16 protein-coding genes are annotated in these 20,821 nt (G+C 44.1%); 2 read left to right on the top strand and 14 right to left on the bottom strand.

Going from position 1 to position 20,821, the window contains the following annotated elements; genetic code table 11:
• Positions 1-58 precede the first annotated feature (58 nt).
• Together E2R65_RS04205 and E2R65_RS04210 are read right to left on the bottom strand one after the other, a co-directional pair.
• Positions 59-1,081 carry a hypothetical protein gene (locus E2R65_RS04205; protein ID WP_134335212.1) on the bottom strand — a complete coding sequence of 341 codons (1,023 nt, stop codon included), beginning with the start codon at positions 1,079-1,081 and terminating at the stop codon, positions 59-61.
• 11 nt (positions 1,082-1,092) lie between these two features.
• Positions 1,093-2,811: an ArnT family glycosyltransferase gene (locus E2R65_RS04210; RefSeq protein WP_134335213.1), complete on the bottom strand. Its 1,719-nt coding sequence runs from the start codon at positions 2,809-2,811 to the stop codon at positions 1,093-1,095.
• Between the two features lie 103 nt (positions 2,812-2,914).
• On the opposite strand from E2R65_RS04210, the gene E2R65_RS04215 reads away from it, so the two are divergent.
• Positions 2,915-3,373, top strand: a complete 459-nt coding sequence (locus E2R65_RS04215) for a DinB family protein (RefSeq protein ID WP_134335214.1) — start codon at positions 2,915-2,917, stop codon at positions 3,371-3,373.
• 8 nt (positions 3,374-3,381) lie between these two features.
• Here the strand turns inward: E2R65_RS04215 and E2R65_RS04220 are convergent, their stop codons facing one another.
• From E2R65_RS04220 to E2R65_RS04265, 10 genes are all read right to left on the bottom strand, one after another.
• Positions 3,382-4,389: a glycosyltransferase family 4 protein gene (locus tag E2R65_RS04220; protein ID WP_134335215.1), complete on the bottom strand. Its 1,008-nt coding sequence runs from the start codon at positions 4,387-4,389 to the stop codon at positions 3,382-3,384.
• A 1-nt stretch (position 4,390) separates the two neighbouring features.
• On the bottom strand, positions 4,391-6,667 hold the full coding sequence (locus E2R65_RS04225) for a glycosyltransferase family 4 protein (protein ID WP_134335216.1): 2,277 nt from the start codon (positions 6,665-6,667) through the stop codon (positions 4,391-4,393).
• A gap of 244 nt (positions 6,668-6,911) precedes the next feature.
• Positions 6,912-8,117 carry an aspartate aminotransferase family protein gene (locus E2R65_RS04230; protein ID WP_134335217.1) on the bottom strand — a complete coding sequence of 402 codons (1,206 nt, stop codon included), beginning with the start codon at positions 8,115-8,117 and terminating at the stop codon, positions 6,912-6,914.
• 103 nt (positions 8,118-8,220) lie between these two features.
• Entirely contained in the window at positions 8,221-8,694 is a 474-nt protein-coding gene (locus tag E2R65_RS04235) for a hypothetical protein (protein WP_134335218.1), read from the bottom strand.
• A gap of 11 nt (positions 8,695-8,705) precedes the next feature.
• On the bottom strand, positions 8,706-9,524 hold the full coding sequence (locus tag E2R65_RS04240; protein WP_134335219.1) for a hypothetical protein: 819 nt from the start codon (positions 9,522-9,524) through the stop codon (positions 8,706-8,708).
• Positions 9,525-9,585: 61 nt separating this feature from the next.
• Positions 9,586-10,140 (bottom strand): RNA polymerase sigma factor, encoded by a 555-nt coding sequence (locus E2R65_RS04245; RefSeq protein ID WP_134335220.1) that lies wholly within the window; start codon positions 10,138-10,140, stop codon positions 9,586-9,588.
• A 65-nt stretch (positions 10,141-10,205) separates the two neighbouring features.
• Positions 10,206-10,667 (bottom strand): thioredoxin-dependent thiol peroxidase, encoded by a 462-nt coding sequence (gene bcp, locus E2R65_RS04250; protein ID WP_134335221.1) that lies wholly within the window; start codon positions 10,665-10,667, stop codon positions 10,206-10,208.
• A 4-nt stretch (positions 10,668-10,671) separates the two neighbouring features.
• Positions 10,672-12,402, bottom strand: coding sequence for a M23 family metallopeptidase (locus E2R65_RS04255; protein WP_134335222.1), 1,731 nt, complete (start codon positions 12,400-12,402; stop codon positions 10,672-10,674).
• 148 nt (positions 12,403-12,550) lie between these two features.
• On the bottom strand, positions 12,551-13,162 hold the full coding sequence (locus E2R65_RS04260; RefSeq protein WP_134335223.1) for a fumarylacetoacetate hydrolase family protein: 612 nt from the start codon (positions 13,160-13,162) through the stop codon (positions 12,551-12,553).
• 165 nt (positions 13,163-13,327) lie between these two features.
• Entirely contained in the window at positions 13,328-13,834 is a 507-nt protein-coding gene (locus E2R65_RS04265) for a T9SS type A sorting domain-containing protein (protein ID WP_134335224.1), read from the bottom strand.
• Positions 13,835-14,025: 191 nt separating this feature from the next.
• On the opposite strand from E2R65_RS04265, the gene E2R65_RS04270 reads away from it, so the two are divergent.
• A complete protein-coding gene (locus E2R65_RS04270; RefSeq protein WP_134335225.1) occupies positions 14,026-15,990 on the top strand; it encodes a KUP/HAK/KT family potassium transporter in 1,965 nt (654 codons plus the stop codon).
• Between the two features lie 136 nt (positions 15,991-16,126).
• Here the strand turns inward: E2R65_RS04270 and odhB are convergent, their stop codons facing one another.
• A complete protein-coding gene (odhB, locus tag E2R65_RS04275) occupies positions 16,127-17,725 on the bottom strand; it encodes a 2-oxoglutarate dehydrogenase complex dihydrolipoyllysine-residue succinyltransferase (RefSeq protein WP_134335226.1) in 1,599 nt (532 codons plus the stop codon).
• Between the two features lie 111 nt (positions 17,726-17,836).
• A complete protein-coding gene (locus E2R65_RS04280; RefSeq protein ID WP_134335227.1) occupies positions 17,837-20,644 on the bottom strand; it encodes a 2-oxoglutarate dehydrogenase E1 component in 2,808 nt (935 codons plus the stop codon).
• Positions 20,645-20,821: the final 177 nt, after the last annotated feature.

Below are 20,821 nucleotides of genomic sequence, written 5' to 3' on the forward strand. Positions count from 1 at the left end.
AGCTAATATTGTAAAAAACACGTCAAGCGAATTGCCTTTCACCATTTAATTCCAGGTGCTAATCTTTAAACTTTACTATCCTTTTCCTGCCAATATCATACGTTAAACGGAAAGCCTCCTGATTACTGAAATATCCGGGGGTATTGTGCAGGCTTAATACAAATTGCCCACGCAGGCCGTTAGCTATAAACGGGGTGTAAATAATATCTAAACGATTGTATGTTTTGTACTGGTAATAAGCATCGCCAAAGGCAATATGATGGCCATCGCCTTTATAAAATTCATCATAAAGGGCAAAACGTTTATAACCCGCATAAACGCTTGCTACAAAACCGGTTGGCTTTTGCCAGCCGTCTATTCCGCGGGTGCGTTCTAAAGATAGCATGCCGCCAGCTTCAACATTCAAAGAATCCAGAAACGTTTTGTGGCTAAAGTTAGCTCCTATCCTGATCTGTGCCGCGCCATTGTCTCTGATATGGTCATCAGGAATAGCTATTGCCGGGCCGGCATCATGCAGTAAAAAAAAATAGTGCGATACGTAAAACGGCCCATCTAACGATGGCTGATATTTACCCGAAAAGCCAAACAGGAACTGTTCCCTATCTACATTGGTTTGGCGGCTCACCCAATCTATCCAAACGGTTTCGGTAACATGGCTGTTTTTAAATCGCGTTAGCAAACCCTCTACATTAGGGCGAAAATAGCGCAGGGTATCATTCAGCATGGCGCGCGGGTAATCGGTCAACAAACCTTCGCGGTTAAAGGCACCTGCGTTAAACAGCCAGTTTTTACCGGTGTAGCTGTAATAGGCTACCGGGTTAACCCGCACAAAAAACGGATTCCCCCCAAACTCGTGCAGGGCATTAGCGCCAAAAATAAAATGGTTGCTGCTATCGATATTAAAGCCTGCATCGGCCGTAATACGCACGCCCGAGTAAGTGCGCGAGCGCTGTACAAATTCCTTATACTCGCGGTTATCAAAAAAGCTCATTCCATTTACATGAAAATCAACGTTCTGTGCGCTTGCCACCCGGGCTGTAAGTATAGTAACTAATAATACTAAGTATATTTTTTTGATCATGCTTTCGCGATTTATTCAACTGTAAAATTTATAATGCGGCTGTTTTTACTACCCGCAAACGGCTCTGTGCGCAAAGAAAAAAACAAATCAAACGTGCCTTTTTGCATGGGCGCAGTTACTGCCATCCTGTAATGTTTGCTTGCTCCTTTTGGCAAGGCAATATTATTAAACATACTATCTGCCGGTTGTACGCTAATGGGCGTAACATGCACAAAAAAACAGGCCTCTAACGTTACCGGGTGCTTATAGCCGGCGTTGGTAAAATTAACAGCAAAAGGATAGGGATTGGTTATCGTAAGGTCAAATTCAAACTTTTGGCCGGGTTTGGCTTTAATGAGCGTTTCTTTGGTGTTTATAGCTATTTTTTGATAGGTACGTGCATCACCTACCCAGCCGCCATACCACGTGCCGGCATTACATTTAATGCTATCGGTTGTAATGCCGGGCATATTATTTTTTACTAAAAAATAAATGCGCTGATGCTGCAGGCTGTCTTCCATCGGCCAGATATCAAACATTGTGCGCCCGTAATACCGCGAGTCGTACGCAAAACCTTTAAGGCTGCGGGTGTAATAACTGTATTTAGATGGATTTTGAAAACCCTCGTCCATCACTATAAAAGCATTCCCCGCCTTTTGATGTACCAGGCCTGCCCATTCATGAAAACCAAAATAACTTTTTAAAGCTTCCACCTTTTTTATATAAGGGAAGCCGCCTATCAGCGAAATCCTCAACAAAAGTATCAGCACAATATTTGCAATTGCCAGCCTGTAAAACCATTTGCCATTAAAATTTTGACGGGCAAAACTGATAAGGGCAAGGCATAACAACGGGATGAAAGCAATTAACGTATAATGCGGCTGCACATTCACTTTTAGGGTATTCAACAAAAAAAAGCCGAATGTGCCGATGGCATTAAATATGAGTGCACGCGTAAATACATCTGTTACTTTAGTGCCTAAACCTTTATAAAACAAAAACCAGCTGATAAAGGCGCCGCCCAGTAAAAGCTGCCCTACTACATAAGTGATACTGATAGATACATCATACCCAAAAGCCGATGAACGCTCAAATAACTGGTAATTAATCGCCGGGAACCCCCTATGCATCTGCCACAAAATATGCGGCGTATAAACTGCAAGCCCGGTTAGTATAGCCAGATAAAAGGTTTTACGGTTAAACAGCTTAAGGTTTGATAGCAGCGTAAAACCAACCAATAGCACCCCGTGATATTTGCTGTAAAGCAGGCAGGCCACGATAATACCGATGGCAAAAGCTGTTAGCCAGCTATCCTGATCCAGGTATTTTTGGTAGCAATAATAAAACAGCACCGCAAAGAAAAACAACGGTGCATCGGGCGTGCTGGTAAAGCCGTACACATGAAATATCAATATGCCCGACACGAGTAACATAAACCATTTGGGGCTTACCTGGTATCGTTTTAAGATTAACCATAGCAGATAAATAGCCAGGCTGTTACTTAATACGGTAAGCAGGCGTAAACCAAGTTCGTTAGGTATAAGGGCATCGCCTATCTTGATGAACAGGGCCACCATAGGCGGATGATAAAAATAGCCCCAATCCAGCTTTTGGGCAAACATCCAATAGTAGGCCTCATCGGCATGCAGTTCTAAAGTGTATGCCTGTATGGCGTTAAGCAGCATCCAGCATAGTATAAAATACCATATAGGTTTATCATACTGTACAGAATTGCTTGCCGTGTTTGCCATTTATCAGATTATGCTGCAAATGTAAAATAAAAGCCGCATGCACAGTATGCTTAATCAGCCGGATTATTTTAGATTTGAGCGTTGATAATAAAGACTTACAGCTATGCTTGATAAACAATTAGATATTATGCTGCAACCGCGCATAAAAATATTAGAAACATTACAGGGCTTTACAGTAGCGCAGTTAAACACCATACCGGCGGGTTTTAACAACAACATTATCTGGAACCTGGGCCACATGGTAGCCGCCCAGCAAGGTGTGTGCTACAAACGTGCCGGGTTAAATACCTGGGTTGATGATGCTTTCTTTCAGCGATATAAACCGGAAAGCAAACCAGAAGCACCAGTTGATGAGGAGGAGTTTGAGAACATTAAACAACTACTGGTAAGCAGTTTAGATCAGTTAAAAAAAGATTATGCCGACAGCGTTTTTACCAATTACCCGGCATGGACAACCCGTTACGGCGTAAAGATAGCTAATATTGAAGATGCCCTTGCCTTCTTACCCTTCCACGAAGGCTTACATATTGGTTATATTATGGCCATGAGGAAACTGGTATAGACAGGTTTTTACAGGCCCAGGATCTGCTGATATAGTTTAAAATAGTCCCCTGCCATTTTCTCTTTTGAAAATTGGGAACTGGCCCAATCGCGGCAATCTTTACGGTTGATAGCGCCCAGTTGCCCTATTACATCCACCACTTCATCTACAGTATTTACCAAAAAACCCGTTTTTCCGTGCCGGATCAGCTCTGGCATCGATCCTTTGTTGAACGCGATCACCGGGGTGCCGCACAGCATAGCTTCGGCCACGCTCATTCCAAAGGGTTCGGCAAAATTTATAGGGTGCAGCAGGGCCAGGGCATTGCCTAAAAGCTCGTTCCGCTTGTCGGGGCCGGCCGGGCCAATGTATTGGATCTGGTCGTTCAACTGGGGCTCTACCCGTTCTTTAAAGTAGTTTTCGTCCTGGATGATACCGGCAATTATTAGCCTTTTTTTCGCCTTTTTTGACACTTCAATCGCCTCTAAAGGACCTTTATCATGATGGATACGGCCAAAGTAGAGCAGGTAGTCCTGCGGGTGTTCGGTAAACTTAAAATCTTCGGTATTTAAGCCGTTATAAACCGTTGCGATGTAATCCAGCTCGGTGCTGCGATCGGCATTGCTGATAGATACATAATGCCCGCGCGAATTGTACTTTTTATAAACCGGGATGATCCGCGGCGATGAAAAGCCATGTATGGTAGTGATCACCGGGGTATTGATCAGCCCGGTATAACTTAATGGCAAAAAATCAAAATTATTATGGATGATGTCAAAATCACCGGCTTGCTCCATCAGGTTGCTGATGTGCAGGCACTCCAGTACTTTGGCATCCTGGGTACGGTCTTCCTCGTAGCCTTGCGCGCATACGGATTGCAATTTACCTTCGGTAACAGAGTCACCTGTGGCAAAAAGCGTAACATCTACGCCATGGTTTATCAAGCCTTCGGCAATGTTAGAGGCAACCTGTTCCCACGGGCCGTAATGCCTGGGCGGTGTGCGCCAGGCAACGGGGGCTAAAATAGCTGCTTTCATTTTAGCACATCTTTACCTGCTCATCCAACTTATTATACTCGTACTCCAGTTCAAACGCCTTTAGCACGGTAAGGTGCGATATCAGGTACGCTAATGTACTTTCGGCACCCTGGTTACGGTTGATGCCTGTTGGCAATAAACCATCGCAGCAGCCCTTGGTTTCATGGTCGTAAAGCGGTGCGCGTAACGTATTTTCGCCCAGGAACCACTTATAGCTCAAAAACATTTTTTCGATATACTGCGGCTTGCGGAAGATCTGGTAGGCCTGGAAATGCATCAGTACCATGGCCATCGTTTCGATAGCCTGCTGGTCAAACGTAGGGAATTTACCGCCACGGTAATACCAGCCGTCGTTACCAACAGGGCTTAAGTACCCGTTAGACAGGGTTAATTTATCTAAAAATGCCATCGTTTTAAGGGCGATGTCTTTCGCTTTCTGGTTACCTGTTATCTCGCACGAGTGCAACAGGGCCAGCGGAAGAATGGCGTTATCATAGGTCATGCTTTCTTCAAACCACTCCCAATCATCAGACCGGGTGTTTTCGTAAGCATCAATTAACGGCTGGGTTAAGCGCACCAGTTCGGCAACTATACCTTCATCCGTTGGGAATGCCTGCAGGTACAAAGCTATCCCGATAATGGTATTTGCCTGCCCGCGGATATGTTTTAAAGCCTTAAAATGCGGGTAAGATTTATGGAAGATCTCCATCGCAAACTCGCGGTAAGAATTACTTGCCGCGCAATTTATTAAGTGGCCTAAAGCCCAGATGGTGCGGCCAAATGAATCTTCGGATCCTACTTCATCCAGGTACTGGCGGCTAAAACTTAAAAAATTACGGAAGTTACCATCCTCTGTTTGCATGTAGTGGATATAACTTAAATAAATAGGCAGCAGTTTAAAGGCATCATTACTTTTGCTGCGCTGGTAGGCCATCAAAGCCATAATAAGGGCGCGGGAGTTATCGTCCAGGCAATAACCTTCCTTTAAGTTGGGGATCCCGTATTTAGCGTGTTGTACAATACCGGTATCATCGGTTAGGCGCAAAACGTGCGTAAGGCTGAATTTTGGCAATATCTCCGGGTCAACAATACTGTTTTTTAAGATCTTATCGCTAAAATCGTGTTTGGCTGCAGCTATCTGTGCTACACGGATAAACTCTGCGCCGGTTGCAGGCCAGCGTAAATGCAGCCCATATTCGTATGCATTTGTTTTTAGTTCATCTAAAACCTCTTTGTTATCTAACAATTCGTTAACCGTTTCGGCAAGGGCATCTGCATTTTTAAATTCAAATAAACGCCCGCGGCCATCAGCCAGCAACTCGGTAGCATGCCAGTAAGGTGTTGATACCACAGCAGCCCCTGCCCCAACTGCATAAGATAGCGTACCGCTGGTTATCTGTGCTTCGTTAAGATATGGGGTAACATAAACTTCGGCAGCGGTTAAGTAATCTATCAGTTCATCTTCGGCCACAAATTTATTGATGAATGACAGATGCTTGGAAACATTTAGCTGCGCAGCCAGGCTTTTCAGGTGGTCGCGGTATTCCTCGCCCGAGTTTTTGATAACGCCCGGATGGGTATTACCCAATACCACATACATTACATCGGGATGTTTGGCAACTATTTTTGGTAATGCTTTTACTACAGTTTCTAAACCTTTATTACGGCTTAATAAACCAAATGTAAGCATCACCCGGTGGTTTTTAAACTGACTTAAGTTTTTAACCGGGTTTACCTCCGGGGCTTCCAGATCAGGCACACCGTGCTCTATGATCTGAATTTTATCTTCGGGGATATCATATATGGTGGTCAGGAATTCAACCGCACGTTTGCTCATCACGATGATCTTTGACGATTGCTCGGCAATTTCGCGGATGATGATGCGCTGTACGTAGCTGGGGTCTTTTAATATGGTGTGCAGGATAGATATCAGCGGTTTTTCTAACCGGTTTATCAGCGGTAAAATATAAATGCCGCTTTCGCCGCCATAGATGCCAAATTCATGCTCTAATATCACGGCATCAACAGAACTGGTGTTGATATAATTTGCTGCGCGGATGTAATCTTTTTGATGGTTTTGGCGAACAACGTATTTAACATGTGCAGGATATTCATATTCCTGAATATTCTCCGAATCGTTTAAAGCAACAACGTATCCCCCGTCAAGCGGCGACTTCCTTTCGGGGAAATTGGCGTTGATAGCATTCATTAAATTATGGTTAAATGTGGCAATACCACATTCGCGCGGCGGGTAAGTTGATATGTATGCGATTTTCATTTTTTATACAGCAGATGTTATTATAATTTTAATATCCGGATGATTTTATTTGATAACTCAAAAATCATTCTGACCCAAAAAGTATGCATCTAAAGCTACTTAAAACAGCAATACAGGCTAAAAATGCACTATTTATCCGGATAGCTACTACCCTGCATAAATTGTACCAATTAGCTTAAAAACTATCCAAAAACTTATTTTTCAGTTAATTTTTTAATTATAATTAAACACAATTTGATCTGATCTATTTTACGCAAGTTGCATCTGCATGAAAATCAATTGCCTCGGTAATAATGTTGCAGGCGTTGATAAGCTGGGGAGCGGTAATAATAAGCGGAGGGGCCAAACGCATAGAATTGCTGCAATGCAGAAACCAATCGGTAATTATACCGTTTTCTATACACCGGTCGATTATTTTTTTATTCAGTTCAAAACTCTTAAATTCTACAGCCAGCATTAAGCCTTTGCCGCGAATTTGCTTAATGGCAGGATGGGTAAGATAATTACGGATGATGGCCTCTTTTTCGGCAACCTGTTGCACCAGGCCTTCCTCCAGCAATACCTCAAGCGCTGCCAGGCCGGCGGCGCAGCAAACCGGGTGGCCGCCAAAGGTGGTAATATGCCCCAGGATAGGATTTTCTTTTAAAGCCGCCATCACATCAACGCCTGCTATAAACGCGCCAACCGGCATGCCGCCGCCCAGTGCTTTGGCCAGCAGCAATATATCGGGTATAATATCAAAGTGCTCAAAGGCAAACAGCTTGCCTGTACGGCCAAATGCTGCCTGTATCTCGTCCAGTATCAGCAAGGCGCCAACCTGTGTACAGCGGTTGCGCAAGGCCTGCATATAGGCCGCATCCGGCACACGCACACCAGCCTCGCCCTGTATGGTTTCCAGTATAACGCAGGCGGTTTGGCTGGTTATCAGATCCAAGCCGGGCAAACTATTCAGATTAATGAAACTGATGCCCGGTAATAAAGGGCGGTACGCTTGTTTAAATTCTTCGTTACCCATAACACTTAAGGCGCCATGCGTGCTGCCATGATACGAGTTATTAAATGCCACTATCTGCTGCCTGCCGGTAAAGCGTTTGGCCAGTTTCAGGGCCCCCTCTACAGCTTCGCCGCCAGAATTGGTGAAGTAAACAGAATTTAGTGATTTGGGCAGGATGCTCACCAGCTTTTCGGCAAAGCGCACCTGCGGGGTTTGCACGTATTCGCCATACACCATCAGGTGCATGTATTTATCAACCTGGTTTTTCACAGCCTGCACCACCCTTGGGTTGCTGTGGCCCAGGTTACTTACCCCAATGCCCGATATCAGATCTGTATGGGCCTTGCCTGTTTTATCGTAAATATAAACGCCTTCTGCACGCTCAAATTCCAGCAACAGCGGAAAATGCGTTGTTTGGGCGTTGTTATTTAAGAAGAGTTGGCGAAGGGTTAACATTACTTAATTAGTAATTTTGACAAACTTATTCATTCATGCAAAAATCAGCAATCTAAGCGATACTTCAATCACTAAATCGCTAATTCATTAAATCACTAACTAATTAATTACCCGCGCGGATGCTGCGTTCGCTGAATTGTTTGATCAGTTCGTTGGTAAATTCAACTTCACTTTTATAAAGTGCGCTCACTTTTTCGGGGGGGAGTACTTTCAGAAATTCGTCGCGGTAGCGCTTGCGGATAACCACCATCTGGTTATCATATTCAAGTTCCTTATCTATCTGGTCCATACCGTTGGCGGTAGAACTGGAGTTGTTGAGGCGTTTTAATATTTTTACGGCCGTAAGTTCCTGCTGGTACTGGCGGTATAAAGGCCAAAACCGGCGCGATTCTTCGTCAGTAAGTGCAAGTTGCTGGCCAATAAATTTGTCGCGTGCGGCCTGTAGCTTAGGGTTACGCACGATCCTGTTTTTTACAGACGGCACAGGGCGTCGCAAATTATTTATCTGCGCAAAAACATCATTGTCACTTATTGCAAATACCAGTAAAAAGAAAATATATCTAAACAGCCTGTTCATTAAAAGTATTATTAATTAATATCAATATATTCCTGCAGATCGGCATCCAGGGCATCAGTATTAATTTGCTTATCGTTATCCATTAGGCCACGTGTATCGTTGGCATCTATATTCAGTTCAAGGTAGTCTTTTATTTCGTCTACCGGTATGTTTGATACCTGCTTATGTAAAAAAGTTTGCGTGTGTGTAACCGGTTGCTGCACATCCCTTAAAAAGGCGCCCGCACCAATTATTAAAGCCAAACAAGCCGCGGTAGCATACTTAAAGGTGTTTGATGCCCAAAGCTTGCGTACAATAGTTTTACGTATTACCGCTTCCTGGTTTACAGTTTTATTTAAAATTGCGGTATTAAGCTTTTCAAAATAGCCATCGGGTACAGTAAACCCGGGTTGTTTATCTGCTATTTCTTCAACAGCAATACGCGCAGTTATCTGCTGCTGCAAGTTGTCAAAATATCCTGCAGGCACGCTAAATGCTTCGGCATTGCTGCCTGCAGCGCTTTCTATGTTAATGCGGCTTTGTATTGTATTTGTAAGCTGGTTAAAATACCCTTCGGGTACTGTAAAACCATCTTCATCGGTATTGGCAACTGCCTCAATGTTTATCCTGCTTTGGATATTGGCGCTTAATTCTTCAAAATAATCTGCAGGCACGGTAAACCCCTGTGCCGCATCATCATGCTTAAACTCATCTAATTTTAGAAGGGACAATATGCGCTGACCGGCCTCCTCAAAATAGCCGGATGGCACCGTAAACGGGTTTTCTTTAGAAAACCGTTCAAGTGACATTTCTTTGTCCGCCCATTCGTTATGCTCCATATCGCTTTTCATACTCTCTTATAGATGAACAATCTTTCAAAAGGTTTAATGCTAAATTAAATATTCTACTAAATTAATCGGAATTAGTTATGAATGCTTCTATCTTTTTAACCGCAAGGTGGTAGGATGCCTTTAAAGCGCCTACGCTGGTGCCTAAAACATCGCTTATTTCTTCATATTTCATATCATCAAAATACTTCATATTAAAAACAAGGCGCTGTTTATCGGGCAGGGTTAATATAGCTTCCTGCAGTTTTCGCTGGATCTGGTCGCCGCTGAACTGATCCGAGCCCGAAAGCGTATCGGCCAGTTCATAATCCACATCATCCAACGAGATGTTGTTCTTCGCTTTTTTCTTGTTCAAAAAGGTAATGCATTCGTTGGTGGCAATCCGGTACATCCAGGTGTATAGCTGCGCATCATTACGAAAGCCCGGCAGGTTTTTCCAGATCTTGATAAACACATCCTGCACAATATCGTCGGCATCGTCATGATCGATAACCATGCGGCGCACATGCCAGTATATTTTTTGCTGATACTTTTTCAGCAAAAGGTTAAATGCTTCGTTACGGGTCTTTTCGTCCCTAAACTTGCTGAGTATCTCTTCGTCTTCTGCCTGAATGGCCATCTATTAAAATTTATCTTTTAAATAAATATAACGCTTTTTTGTTTGAATATGCGTTAAAGATACATTTATCCAACCAGGTCAAGCACCTGCTGCGATGAATTTTTGGTATCAACCTTGGCTATCACCTGCTCAATAATACCATCGCCGTTGATAATAAAAGTGGTGCGGGCGGTACCCATATATTTTTTGCCGTACATGTTTTTTTCTACCCAAACGCCGTAGGCTTCTACAATACTGTGGTCGGTATCGGCTATCAGGGTAAAGGGCAGCTGATATTTGCTCTCGAACTTTTTGTGCGATTTTTCGTCGTCTACACTCACCCCGATCACATCAAAGCCTTTGCCTAATAACGATTGGTAGTTATCCCTGAAACTGCAGCTTTCTGCCGTGCAGCCGGGGGTATCGTCTTTTGGGTAAAAATACAGAATAACGTTTTTGCCTTTATAATCTGCCAGCGAAACCGGGTTGCCATTCTGGTCGTTTGCTGTAAAGTTTGGCGCTTTATCGCCTGCTTGTGGGGTTGCCATATTTTTACCTGTTAAATTCTGCTGTAAATGTAGTTGCGTTATTTTTTATATCGGTTACCGTAAACTCAAACTTGTGCCTGCCGGCTGCAATACTATCATCAAAGGTATAACTTAAAACTTTTGTTTTATAGTCCCACTCTACCAGTACCCATTTACCGTCAATTTTGCCTGCATAACTTTTTATACCGCTCAGGTTATCGCTCATGCGCAGTTTAATGGCGCGCAGGGCTTTCATATTGCTGCCGTTACGAATGTTGATGGGGATAATAACCGGTGCAACGGTATCCAGCTTAATATAATAATCGCCAAAGGCGCGTGCTTTTGCCTTTACATAGCCACCATCATAAGTACCGCCAATGCTGCCGGTTGCGGCATTCACTATAACTGCTTTATCGGCATAGGCGCCGGGGCTTACATCCGGTTTTATCCAAATTTCATAGTCGTCGTGTATCGGCGTTAGTTTGTTGTGGATGCGGTGGGTTAACGATAGCGCCCCCGGCTTTGCAGGCATAGCCGAATACATAAAATCCAGATCGTCATACAAGTTACCGGGCTGTATAATTACCTTCACTTTGTCGTTAATAAATTCGCTCTTGCGGTCGTAACGCATCAGGGTACCCAGCGGTTTATCGGCAATGGCGCTGCCCGCAGAGGTATTGGATTGTACCTTGAGCGTTAAGGTGGAGGTATTACCGGCAATATCCTTTACAATATATTGTACCTCGTGCAGTTTATCGTCATTAAAAGCCATAATACCGCGGTTGATGGATTGCGGATACAGCGAGATGCGGCTACCGGGCAATATAAAGCATTTTTGTACCCAGCGGCGGGCGGTAATAAACACCGGATAATCGATATAAGCATTGATGGCATGTGTTTGATCGAACGCGAAACGCTCTACCGCAAAAGTGTACATGGTGATGCCATCCAGCTTAAGCTCTAACGAGTAAATGCCGTTGCGGTTAAAAGAAGCACTGTTTTGATCGATAACGGAAATACCAAAGCCCACATTACCGCTCAGGTTTAGCACCTGTGGCCTGGTTAAGTGGTAATTTCCGTTGGTGCCTGTTACGGCTAAAAACTCTTTCGGCGTTTTTTCGCTAAAGGCGTTGCCGTTTAAGTGGTAAATGCCAATAGCAGATATAGCAGGTGGTATTTTATCCGGAATGGTTAGGCCAAACAGCTGCGGATTGATGGTTTCCTGTGTCAGCGTATCTCTGATCTCGAAATGCACATGCGGCCCGGCAGATGCCCCCCGGTTACCAGATGTAGCTACCACATCGCCTTTGCTTACCTTAAACAGGCCAACCGGCAGGGCAATATCAGCCTCGAATGTTTGGTTTTTGTATTGATAATCGCGGATGTACTTGGCTATCTCAGGTGTAAAAGCTTCGATGTGGCCGTAAACGGTGGTAAAACCATTTGGGTGGGTGATATATAAAGCCTGCCCGAAACCGCCAAACTGGATGCGCACACGCGAGATATATCCGTCGTAAGCAGCATGTACCGGGAAGCCTATGCGCTGGTTGGTCTTAAAATCCAATCCGGAGTGAAAGTGGTTTGCCCTAAGCTCGCCAAAAGAACCTGCCGTACTTGGCGGCAGATCAAGCGGGTAGCGAAACTGGTTTTGAGGGTATTGCCTGCTTTGGATCACATCCTGGGCGTGGGTGGATGCAGCCGTGATCAGTACTGCAATACTTAATAATATTTTCCGGCTCACCGTTCGAATCAACATATTTGATATTTAATTGCGCAAAAGGCGCCGTTTTTAGGTTGTCAGTCAGCCTGTCGAATACTTAAACGCTTTGCATAATGGTTAATGGTTCGACAAGCCCACCATGACAGTATAATTTTAAGGTTATCGTTTATCTGTATGTAATACCTTATTTAACATAAAAATCTAAAAGCTTCTCCCCCTCCAAAAACCCTTCCAGCCGGTCGCCAACGGCAACTTTGCCTACACCCTGGGGGGTACCGGTAAATATCAGGTCGCCTTTTTTAAGGGTGATATACCGGGACACAAAGACAATGATACGTTCAAACGAAAACAACAGATCTTTGGTATTACCCTGCTGGCGGGTTTCGCCGTTAATATCCAGCTTAAAGTTTATATTGTAGATATCTGTAAACCGGGCCTTTGGTAAAAAGTTGCTCACCGGGGCCGAATGATCAAAGGCTTTGGCCAGCTCCCAGGGCAGGCCCTTTTCTTTATGTTTAGATTGGATATCCCTTGCGGTAAAATCTACGCCAAGCGCAATTTCATCGTAGTAACCGGCGGCAAATTTTTCGTTAATATGCTTACCCTCTTTGCTTACTTTAAGCACGAGCTCGATCTCGTGATGGATATCCTGCGAAAACTCAGGATGATAAAAAGGTTTATTATCCTTCAGCAGGGCGGTATCCGGCTTCATAAAAATCACCGGAGTGGTTGGTACAGGGTTATTTAATTCTTTAGCGTGTTCGGCGTAGTTACGGCCAATAGCAATAATTTTCATAAGCAAATGTGAATAACGCCGAAATTATAAACTATACCTGCTAAAACCTAAATGTTACAGAAGTAAATTGAAAAAAAGAAGATCAATAACGGGGGAATTAATATCAAACAGTGAATGTTGAATATCGAATGTTGAAGGAGAAAGAAATTCGATACTATCGCAATACTACAGCACTATCGGGATCCTTTTGTTTACAGATTCGTTACCAACGGTTATCCGTAAAAAATAAAAGCCGCGTGCTAATTTGTTGGTTACAGTGTAACTAATGCTTTGGTCGCCAAATTCTACACGCTGCGATAAAAGGGTAAGCACCTCATTACCCAAAAAATCCATCAACTTAACATTTACATAAGCATTGCGCGACAGCGTATATTTTACGTTGATAACATCGGTAACCGGGATAGGGAAAACCTGCACATTGGTTAACAGTTTATCATCGGGGCGGGCAAGGTTGATCTTGGCGCTGGATACGGCTGCCGGTTTTAATGGCGGCAAGGCCAGGTGCAGGCCATTTTTAAGGTAAGATGTTTTACTTGTTTTGCCTTTAGCGCTGCGCAGGTACGAAGTATCACTTTTTTGTGCATTAACTCCCTTTGCAAGCGCAAAATTCACCGCGATTGCGATTGCAATTACAGTGAACCAGGAATTAAGATAAGTAGATTTTCGAACCATATTATTTTATTCTTTGCAAAAATATAAATAAAGCGCTCATCAATTGATAATGTTATGAATAAATAAATAGTTTTAACAAATTTTAACAAAATGCGCTTTTGTTAGTTGATATGTACGATAGACTTATACGATTGATTATAGTTTAAGTTGTAATGGTTTTTTTTAATAGTTTTGTATCTTTTTAAAGCATAGTGTCAAACCATAAAGATCTGCAGAAACTATCAGCCGCTGGGCTGCTAATTAGCTTAGGAATTATCTACGGTGATATAGGTACATCACCTTTATACGTGTTTAAAGCCATTATTGGCTCAGAACATTCCAGCAATTCACAACCTATTTCGCAAGCTTTGGTATTGGGAGGTGTATCCCTTATTTTTTGGACGCTAACCCTGCAAACCACGCTTAAATATGTTATTATCACCCTGCGGGCAGATAATAAGGGCGAGGGCGGCATATTTTCCTTATTCTCTCTGGTGCGCCGCAAGGCAAAGTGGCTTATTGTACCTGCCGTTATAGGCGGCTGCGCGCTGCTTGCCGATGGGATAATTACACCGCCTATCACCATATCGTCGGCCATTGAGGGTTTGCAAACCTATTACCCGCATTTACCTACGGTACAAATTGTAATAGCTATTATAGCCGGCTTATTTATTATTCAGCAGTTTGGTACATCACTGGTGGGCAAAGCTTTTGGGCCAATTATGTTCATTTGGTTTACCATGATGGGCGTTTTAGGCTTCTCGTACATTATACAGATGCCATCTATTGTAAAGGCTTTAAACCCTTATTATGCTTACCAGCTGCTTACATCAGATTATAATGCCTTTATTATATTAGGGGCTGTTTTTTTGTGTACTACAGGTGCCGAGGCTTTATATTCCGATCTGGGCCACTGCGGCAGGGATAACATCCGCATCAGCTGGATCTATGTTAAGGCTTGTTTGGTATTGAATTACCTGGGCCAGGCAGCATGGCTTTTACAGCGCGAAGGCCAGGTGATCAACCTGAATATGAATAACCCCTTCTACAAAATTATGCCCGATTGGTTCCTGATATTTGGGATAGGTATAGCCACCATTGCGGCGGTTATTGCCAGCCAGGCCTTAATATCAGGCTCGTTTACGCTGATAGCAGAAGCGGTTAGGCTTAACTTGTGGCCCAAGGTGCGTATCAATTACCCGTCCGAGCAGAAAGGGCAGCTGTATGTGCCAAGCGTAAACTGGCTGCTTTGCGCTGGCTGTATTGGTGTGGTGGTGTTGTTTAAGCACTCGGCAAAGATGGAGGCAGCCTATGGCTTAAGCATTACCGTAGCCATGTTAATGACCACTATACTGGTATCTAAATTCCTGCAGCGTAAAAAGGTACCGGCCTATATTATCGGTACATTCCTATTGGTTTATCTGGTTATCGAGGGTACCTTTTTATTGGGTAACCTGGTTAAATTTATACATGGCGGCTGGTTTACGCTATCTATAGGCTTGGTGCTGTTCATCATCATGTGGACCTGGCACAACGCCCGCAAGATCAAAAACCGGTATGTTAAATTTATCGAGATAGACGATTATTTCAGCATCATTAAAGAAATGAGCGAGGATGAAAGCGTACCCAAATATGCTTCGCAACTGGTGTATCTAACCAGCGCTAATTTTAATTCAGAGGTCGAATCGAAGATCATATATTCTATATTGCAAAAGCAACCCAAACGTGCCGATGTTTATTGGCTGGTACATGTGGATGTGGTGGATGAGCCTTACAAAAGCGAGTATGAGGTTGATTTTTTGGTACCGGGTAAACTCATCCGTATCGACTTTAAGCTTGGTTTTAGGGTAGAGCAGCAGATAAACCTGCTTTTTCGAAAGGTGGTTGAAGATCTGGTAAAGAATGGAGAAGTAGATATCACCAGTACCTATAAATCATTAAACAAGCACAAAATTGTGGGCGACTTTAGGTTTGTGGTGATAGAAAAGGTATTATCCCGCTCGCACAATCTTTCATTCTACGAGAAGGTGATCATGTTCTTTTATACCCAGCTGAAAAAAATAAGCCTTTCGGAAGAGCGCAACTTTGGCCTCGACCTGAGCTTTGTAACAGTAGAGAAAGTACCGTTGATGCTTACCTCGCCAGAGAGTGTAAAGCTGGAGCGTATCATGCCTTAAGCACACTGCTTTTGATAGCAAAGGGGTGCCCGGTTCAGCCGGGCACCCCTTTTTTTGTTTTGATGAAAGCAGCAAATTGCGTCAACAAAAAAACCCGGCATAACCGGGTTTCCTTTGATCTTTAAAAATCTTTTTATTATACGCCTAACAGTAATCTTGTTGGGTCTTCCAGCAGTTGTTTAACACGCACCAGGAAGCTTACCGATTCGCGGCCGTCAATGATACGGTGATCATATGACAGGGCCAGGTACATCATCGGGCGGATAACCACTTGCCCGTTTACGGCTACAGGGCGCTCAATAATATTGTGCATACCCAATATAGCCGATTGCGGCGAGTTGATGATGGGGGTAGACATCATAGAACCAAACACACCACCGTTGGTGATGGTAAACGTGCCGCCGGTCATTTCGTTAATTGTTAATTTATTTTCGCGCGCTTTACCGGCTAACACTACAATAGCTTTTTCAATTTCGGCAAGGCTCATGCTTTCCGCATTGCGGATAACCGGAACCACCAAACCTTTTGGAGCAGATACTGCGATAGAGATATCAGCAAAATTGCTGTAAACCACCTCTTCGCCTTCTATGCGTGCGCCAACTGCCGGCCACTCTTTCAGTGCCTCGGTAACTGCTTTGGTAAAAAACGACATAAAGCCTAAGCCAACGCCGTGTTTCTCTTTAAACTTGTCTTTGTACTTGCTGCGCACTTCCATTATCGGCGCCATATCCACCTCGTTAAAGGTGGTTAACATGGCCGTTTCATTTTTAACAGCTACCAAACGTTTGGCAACCGTTTTACGTAACGACGACATTTTTTCCCTGCGGTCGCTTCTTGCCCCCGTTTCTGATTGAGGGGTTTGCGGTGCAGCAGGTTTTTGGCTTTCTGCTTGTGGCTTTTGGCTTTCTGCCTGCGCGTTAAGGGCATCGCCTTTGGTAATGCGGCCATCAACACCTGTACCGCTAACGGCTGTAGCAGCAACACCTTTTTCGGCCAATATTTTTGCAGCAGCAGGTGATGGTGTGCCCGATGCATAAGTTGTACCTTTTGACGGAGCGGCTTGTGGTGATTCGTTCACTATATCTGCAACTGCAGGGGTAACCGGCGTTGCAGCGGCAGGAGCAGCGGCGCCGCCACCTTCAATGGTACAAACTACTGCGCCAATGGCAAGGGTATCGCCTTCCCGGGCTATCGTTTTAAGTACGCCTGCTTTTTCGGCAGTAAGTTCAAAGGTTGCCTTGTCTGATTCCAGCTCGGCAATAGCCTCATCCATTTCAACCGCATCGCCATCCTTCTTCATCCAACGCGATAAAGTAACCTCGGTGATAGATTCGCCCACAGGTGGTACTTTAATTTCTAAAGATGATGAACCGCTCTGATCCGGGGCAGGTGCGTAACCATTAGCAGGTACTTCCGGGCTAACAGCAGTGCCGGGCTCTTCTGTTTTGGCAGTAGCCGGTGCAGCGGCAGGCGCGCTTTCGGCTTTGGCCGCAGGTGCGCCACCTTCTTCAATGGTAGCTACAATAGCGCCAATGGCTAATACATCGCCTTCGGCAGCGGCAGTTTTTAAAGTTCCGGCCTTTTCGGCAGTAAGCTCAAAAGTCGCCTTGTCTGATTCCAGTTCGGCTATCACTTCGTCCATTTCTACCTGGTCGCCATCCTTTTTTTTCCAGGCTGATAAGGTTACTTCGGTAATGGATTCGCCTACCGGCGGAACTTTTATTTCTAAACTCATATTTTAGTAGTTGTAAGTTTTTATTAGTTGAAAGTATAAAGTTAAAGGTTGAAAGTAGATAAAGTGATCGGCAAACCCTTTTAACTTTCTACTTTAAACTCTTAACTCTTATCAATCCGCACCCGCGTTAGCCATTTTTTCTGTTGTTTTTTTGATGGTTTCCTTAACTGCTTTACCTGCAGGTGCTTCAAACGCTTTAGATACGATGTGCAATTGCTGCGCGGCATGCTGCTTGGCAAAACCTGTAGCTGTGCTGCTACCCTCTAAACGCGATATAACATTCAGGTTCAACACCCTGTCGTTATGGAATTTACGGCAAATGTATGGCCATGCACCCATATTCTCGGGCTCTTCCTGTACCCAGAAAAACTCGGTAGCTTTTTCATATTTGGCCTTAAGCTTTAAAATTTGCTGTATTGGCGTTGGGTACAATTGCTCTACACGGATAATGGCAACATCCTTGCGCTTATCTGCCTGCTGCTTTTCGTACAGGTCGTAATAAACTTTACCGGTACAAAGCAGTACACGTTTAACCTTTTTAGGGTCGGCGTAGTTATCGTCAATCGTTTCGTGGAATTTACCGTTGGTAAAATCTGCCAGTGGCGATACGCAGTTAGGGCTGCGCAGTAAACTTTTTGGTGTAAAAATAATGAGCGGCTTGCGGAAACTGCGGTGCATTTGCCTTCTTAAGATATGAAAGAAGTTTGCCGGCGTAGTACAGTTGGCCACCTGGATATTATCATCCGCGCAAAGCTCTAAAAAGCGCTCTACACGTGCCGATGAATGCTCGGGGCCCTGCCCTTCGTAACCGTGCGGCAACAACATCACCAAACCGTTACCACGCTGCCATTTTGTTTCGGCGCTGGCAATATACTGGTCTACAATGATCTGTGCACCGTTAAAGAAATCGCCAAACTGGGCTTCCCAAATGGTTAAGGCATTGGGGTTGGCCAGGGCGTAACCATATTCAAAACCTAAAACACCGTACTCTGAAAGCAGGGAGTTGAATATGCTTAATTTGGCTTGTGTATCGATGGTTTCCAACGGTGTAAACTCGTCTTCAGAATCAACCAGCGTTAATACCGCATGGCGGTGAGAGAAGGTACCGCGTTTAACATCCTCACCGCTTAACCTTACCGGGAAACCGTCTTTTAACAGTGTACCGTAGGCAAGTAATTCGCCCATTGCCCAATCAAACATTTGTGTTTTGTTAACCATGGCGTTACGGTCTTCAAACAGCTTTTCTATCTTTTTAAAGAATGCTTTATCTTTTGGAAGCGTAGTAATGGCATTGCCTATCTCGCTGATGGTCTCTTCGCTTACAGAGGTATCCGGCGTACTAATAAATTCTTTATGATTTGCCAGGTGCAGGCCTTTCCAGGCGCCTTCAAACATCGGGATGGTATCTGTAAACCTGTCGGCAGCCTTTGCTTCATCAAGCATGCCCTGCAATTCGGCACGGAAACTTTTTTCCAGCTCCTTTACAAATTTATCGTCAACCGTACCTTCGGTGATTAGTTTTTTGCTGTAGATCTGTAAAGGGTTGGCATGTGCCTCAATGGCCTTGTATAATACCGGCTGGGTAAATTTAGGCTCATCCGCCTCGTTGTGGCCATAGCGGCGGTAACAAAGTATATCAATAAACACATCCTCGTTAAACACCTGGCGATATTCCATAGCCAGGTTAATTACATAAACCAATGCCTCAACATCGTCGCCATTTACGTGGAAAACCGGCGAAAGCACCGTTTTGGCCACATCTGTACAATAAGTACTTGAACGGGCATCTTTATAATTGGTGGTGAAACCGATTTGATTGTTGATAACCAGGTGGATGGTACCGCCGGTGCTGTAACCGTCCAGTTTTTCCATCTGCAATACCTCGTAAACAATGCCCTGGCCTGCTACGGATGCATCGCCATGAATTAATATCGGGGCGATCTTAGAATGATCGCTGCTGTATTTAAAATCAATTTTTGCGCGGGTGATACCTTCTACAACCGGGTCAACCGCTTCCAGGTGCGAAGGGTTAGGACAAAGGCTTAAGTGTACCTTTTTGCCTTGTTTGGTTTGGATATCTGTTGAATAGCCCAGGTGATACTTTACATCGCCGCCAAATGGAGATGATGCATCGAAGTTTTTACCTTCAAATTCAGAGAACACTTCTTTGTAAGTTTTCTCCATGATGTTGGTAAGCACGTTTAAACGGCCACGGTGCGCCATACCGATGATAAACTCTTCGATACCCAGTTCCGAACCCTTTTTGATAACCGAATCAAGGGCCGGGATCAATGCTTCGGCACCTTCTAACGAAAACCGCTTTTGGCCCAGAAATTTAGTACCCAAAAAATTCTCAAAAGTAACGGCTTCGTTCAGTTTCCCCAGGATCTGCTTTTTTTCATCGGCTGTAAAAGATGGGGTGTTGCGCTTTTTCTCCATCCTGTCCTCAAACCATTTTAGTTTGATAGGATTACGGATGTAGGTATATTCTGCACCAATAGACTGGCAATAGGTTTGCTCAAGCAACTGGCGGATATCTTTTAGTTTGGCGGGGCCTAAACCAACTTCAACACCTGCATTGAATACGGTTTCCATATCTGCCTCGGTAAGGCCAAAGGTTTCCAGCTCTTTACCCGGAAAATACTTGCGGCGCTCGCGTACAGGATTGGTTTTGGTGAATAAATGGCCGCGCGAACGGTAACCATTTATCATATTCAGCACATTGATCTCTTTAATGAAATGCTCGGATGTTTCGGCAGGCGCAGTACCTGCAGCCGCCTGGTTATCCTGGCCAAACAGAAATCCTTCAAAAAATTTCTGCCAGCCATAATCAACAGACTCTGGGTCTTGCTGATAAGCTTCGTATAAAGAGTTGATGTAGTCAGCGTTTGCGCTGTTTATATAATTTAGGCGATCCATGAGAAACCATTGTTGTAAACGCAACAAAATTAAGCATAATACATTCAAATGCTGAAATAATATGCAATTACTTTTCTATAATTTTTATAAAAGAAACCATACGGTATGTTTTAAGTACGAATAGAAAAATATAGCATCATGTTTATCCCTTTATACAGCATTGCTTGCCATAGCGCA

This window comes from Mucilaginibacter phyllosphaerae, from assembly GCF_004378255.1.
In the GTDB taxonomy this organism is placed as follows: Bacteria; Bacteroidota; Bacteroidia; order Sphingobacteriales; family Sphingobacteriaceae; genus Mucilaginibacter; species Mucilaginibacter phyllosphaerae.

Excerpts from the sequence above, each read along its gene's own strand:
- E2R65_RS04265 (WP_134335224.1), bottom strand. The coding sequence starts at position 13,834 with ATGGTTCGAAAATCTACTTATCTTAATTCCTGGTTCACTGTAATTGCA.
- E2R65_RS04245 (WP_134335220.1), bottom strand. The coding sequence starts at position 10,140 with ATGGCCATTCAGGCAGAAGACGAAGAGATACTCAGCAAGTTTAGGGAC.
- E2R65_RS04205 (WP_134335212.1), bottom strand. The coding sequence starts at position 1,081 with ATGATCAAAAAAATATACTTAGTATTATTAGTTACTATACTTACAGCC.
- E2R65_RS04220 (WP_134335215.1), bottom strand. The coding sequence starts at position 4,389 with ATGAAAGCAGCTATTTTAGCCCCCGTTGCCTGGCGCACACCGCCCAGG.
- odhB (WP_134335226.1), bottom strand. The coding sequence starts at position 17,725 with ATGAGTTTAGAAATAAAAGTTCCGCCGGTAGGCGAATCCATTACCGAA.
- E2R65_RS04260 (WP_134335223.1), bottom strand. The coding sequence starts at position 13,162 with ATGAAAATTATTGCTATTGGCCGTAACTACGCCGAACACGCTAAAGAA.
- E2R65_RS04235 (WP_134335218.1), bottom strand. The coding sequence starts at position 8,694 with ATGAACAGGCTGTTTAGATATATTTTCTTTTTACTGGTATTTGCAATA.
- E2R65_RS04240 (WP_134335219.1), bottom strand. The coding sequence starts at position 9,524 with ATGAAAAGCGATATGGAGCATAACGAATGGGCGGACAAAGAAATGTCA.
- E2R65_RS04230 (WP_134335217.1), bottom strand. The coding sequence starts at position 8,117 with ATGTTAACCCTTCGCCAACTCTTCTTAAATAACAACGCCCAAACAACG.
- E2R65_RS04215 (WP_134335214.1), top strand. The coding sequence starts at position 2,915 with ATGCTTGATAAACAATTAGATATTATGCTGCAACCGCGCATAAAAATA.
- bcp (WP_134335221.1), bottom strand. The coding sequence starts at position 10,667 with ATGGCAACCCCACAAGCAGGCGATAAAGCGCCAAACTTTACAGCAAAC.
- E2R65_RS04210 (WP_134335213.1), bottom strand. The coding sequence starts at position 2,811 with ATGGCAAACACGGCAAGCAATTCTGTACAGTATGATAAACCTATATGG.
- E2R65_RS04280 (WP_134335227.1), bottom strand. The coding sequence starts at position 20,644 with ATGGATCGCCTAAATTATATAAACAGCGCAAACGCTGACTACATCAAC.
- E2R65_RS04225 (WP_134335216.1), bottom strand. The coding sequence starts at position 6,667 with ATGAAAATCGCATACATATCAACTTACCCGCCGCGCGAATGTGGTATT.
- E2R65_RS04255 (WP_134335222.1), bottom strand. The coding sequence starts at position 12,402 with ATGTTGATTCGAACGGTGAGCCGGAAAATATTATTAAGTATTGCAGTA.